2 protein-coding genes are annotated in these 3,437 nt (G+C 47.2%); both read right to left on the bottom strand.

Features of this window, described 5'->3' with window-relative positions; genetic code table 11:
* On the bottom strand, nucleotides 1-904 hold a 904-nt coding region (locus OU792_RS18225), incomplete at its 3' end, for a DUF7507 domain-containing protein (RefSeq protein ID WP_446698920.1).
* On the bottom strand, nucleotides 901-3,417 hold the full coding sequence (locus OU792_RS18220; protein ID WP_274671007.1) for a DUF7507 domain-containing protein: 2,517 nt from the start codon (nucleotides 3,415-3,417) through the stop codon (nucleotides 901-903). The genes OU792_RS18225 and OU792_RS18220, both read right to left, overlap by 4 nt.
* Nucleotides 3,418-3,437 lie beyond the last annotated feature (20 nt).

The raw sequence follows: 3,437 nt of genomic DNA, 5'->3' as shown, positions 1-3,437 counted from the left end.
TACCCACCTCAGTAATTCTATAAGTCAACTGGTAGTCTCCCGCCTGAGGATTTGCAGAAATAGTGATCACACCATTTGCATCCACAGTAAGTGTTCCTGTAGGATCAGGAGTCACAGTTGTAAGTATGACATTAGCAGGAGTAGCAACTCCACCCTTCAACTCATCATTATCCAAAGCATTGATAGTTGCAACCTGAGGATTTATAGAGAATTGGAAGGTTCCTGCATCATCATCTCTTGCAATGATATCGTTGAAACTAGCTTCCGCTGTAGCCTCATCTGGATCAGATTCGATTTCATCATCCCCAAAGAAGCCCTTACCAGTGGCAATATTTGTCACGGAGCCTTCTACCAGATCACCTTCAACTATTGTGTAGGTAGCAGTGAAGACAATTTCTTCTCCTGGAGCCAGCGAAGAAGTGTTCGCAGGATCTGCAATGGTTCCAATCTTATCATCTTCCACTGTAAATGGTCCAATCAAGGTAACAGTACCCGTATTGGTGACAGTATACTTGTATTCTACTTCATCACCAACCAAGCTGTAAGGATCACCTGCTGTGATTTCCTTGAGGATGGTCAACTCAGGAGTCTGAGTGAAGCAAGCTTCCGCCTGATCTCTCACTACAAGAAGTACTTCGTATTCTTCCTCACCAATTCCAGGGATTTCTTGACCTTGGTCAGGTCGCTCCTGTCCAAAGTACTCTCTCAGTTCAGCAGAAGCTGTATTGGTAAAGCACCCTCCGTCGATCAATTCCTGCGTGATAGTCACCGCTACAGGGAATACTTCAGACTCTCCTGGAGCCAATTCCGCAATCACTTCCATCAACCCAACCTGCATATCCTCAACATAGATGTCGAACAAGGTCACGTTTCCTGTATTAGTCACTGTAATATCATAGGTCACCTGACCATCCAGAACATCATCGTTTCCAGTGACTTCTTTGGAAATTGAAAGGTTAGGAGATTGTGGAAGATCGGTCGTCTCATCGTCGGTCGCCGGATCAGACTCATTCGAATCTGCGCTCTGCCGTTGCCGTTCTCGTCATTGAACGTACCTGTCTTCACGATGCTCAAGGAAGCATCCTGTGGAAGATCGGTCGTCTCATCGTCGGTCGCCGGATCAGACTCATTCGAATCTGCCGTCGCCGTATTGTCTACTTTGCCCGCATTGATGTCATCCTGGTCGATCGTGTAGGTCGCCGTGAACGTGTTGCCACTGTTCGCCCCCACTGCCAAGTCGATCGGTCCGCCGTTTACAGTCACCAACGGATCGGTTACCGTCACACCGGTCAACGGTAGGTTGCCCGTGTTGGTCACCAAGAAGGTATAACTGATCGTCTCGCCGTCATCCGCTCTGCCGTTGCCGTTCTCGTCATTGAACGTACCTGTCTTCACGATGCTCAAGGAGCAATCATTTATTGTCAAAGTAACTGGAACGCGCTCACTTGCACATCCCTGTGCAGAAACAGCCTCAGCCCAATAAGTAACTGTTCCAATGACATTTAATGTAGGCTGACCAGCAATTGGGTTTTCAGCAGTCTCAGCATCATACCACAATAAAGTAGCACCGGATTGAACTGTCGCTGTTGCAGTCAAAGTTTGAATAGGGTCTGTAGCACAAACTGTTTGGTCATCCCCAATAGGCGCATCCGGAGAGGCAGGCGCAGGTGCTACCGTAAACGGTGAGCTTACCACACACTCAGTTCCCTCAGTTCTTGCGAATACCGTTCCGTTGCTGTCAACCGGAGCATCAAAGCTGCCGCCAACAATCAACTCTGCAAATGTATTGGTCAATGAGTATTCAACTCCAGCCTCAGCTGTGAACGTAATCGTCACGCTCGTCGCATCACAAGCCGGTGCAGGAACTGTCAAGACTGGCGCATCCGGAGAGGCAGGCGCAGGTGCTACCGTAAACGGTGAGCTTACCACACACTCAGTTCCCTCAGTTCTCGCGAATACCGTTCCGTTGCTGTCAACCGGAGCATCAAAGCTGCCGCCAACAATCAACTCGGCAAATATATTGGTCAATGAGTATTCAACTCCAGCCTCAGCTGTGAACGTAATCGTCACACTCGTCGCATCACAAGCTGGTGCTGGAACTGTCAAGACTGGCGCATCCGGAGAGGCAGGCGCAGGTGCTACCGTAAACGGTGAGCTTACCACACACTCAGTTCCCTCAGTTCTCGCGAATACCGTTCCGTTGCTGTCAACCGGAGCATCAAAGCTGCCGCCAACAATCAACTCGGCAAATGTATTGGTCAATGAGTATTCAACTCCAGCCTCAGCTGTGAACGTAATCGTCACACTCGTCGCATCACAAGCTGGTGCTGGAACTGTCAAGACTGGTGCAGCCGGAGTCTCTGGCTGTGGATTCACCGTCACTTCTGCCGGAAGGCTCTCACAGCCAGCCGCTGATTTAACCGTTACATTGTAGGTACCAAGATTAACCCCTGCAAAGGTGGTCGATGCCTGATAGTCTGTTCCGTTGATTGAATAGGTCAAGCCCTGACCAAGCGGTGCAGTCACCGTGATCGTACCAGTAGCCACATCACAGGTTGGTTGAGTAACCTCTGCAGTTGGCGCAACTGGAGCTTCGATTACAGTAATCGTAAACTCTGTGTAACAATTTGCTGCATTAGTTACATTTATACCAAATGGAAATGCATAGTAAGTACCAGCCCCAGGGAATGGAGTGTTGGCATCGAACTGAACTGCTGTCGTCCTATCAGTTCCGCCATAGAATGTATACCCATCAGGGAAGTCATAAATAGCTTCGATCTCTGCCAAAGTCACCTCATCCTTAGGTGCACAGAATTCGAAGTCAGTAATAATATCACATTGGAAATCATCTGTATTGTACGAAATCTCAATTGGACCCGTCAAACCCGTTGGCGATGAACATTGGTCTTGTGCAGGCTCCCGATCAATAATAAAATCTCTATTCAAGTTTGATTGAGAAACAGCTCCTGTACCTGTAACCACGCCATCCACATTCATATCCGGTGTACAGCTATTTTCAAATAGAATAAGGCAATCCTCAGTAGCTTTTAAGGAGTAAGTCAGAGTTGCTAAAACATCATCCAAATCTAAGCCAACATCACTTGATAGTGGTAAGTTACCAAACTCCCAAGTTAGAATACCTGTGTTTGGATCAAAAGAAGGCGCGCTGTTACCACTTGGAGTTATTGCATTATCAAATGAAAAACCAGTACTTTCTACGGTCGCACCAAACGGAATTTGAACTTCTAATTTACCATCAGTAATCCCTTCGGTTGTTGACTTATTTGTCAATTCCACAGAAAAATCTGCTACTTCTCCAGGTCTAATATTTCCAGCTGGCGTAGAATTATTGATGCTTATTACCTGATGGAATGCCTCAATTTCGGGTTCATCAGGCTTATTTGTTTCTTCGCTCATGTATTAATCCAAATTTGTTT

It is taken from the genome of Algoriphagus sp. NF, from assembly GCF_028823735.1.
Taxonomy (GTDB): Bacteria; Bacteroidota; Bacteroidia; order Cytophagales; family Cyclobacteriaceae; genus Algoriphagus; species Algoriphagus marincola.
The sequence above is the reverse complement of the archived record's forward strand: the minus strand, read 5'-3'. Positions and strand labels throughout refer to the sequence as shown.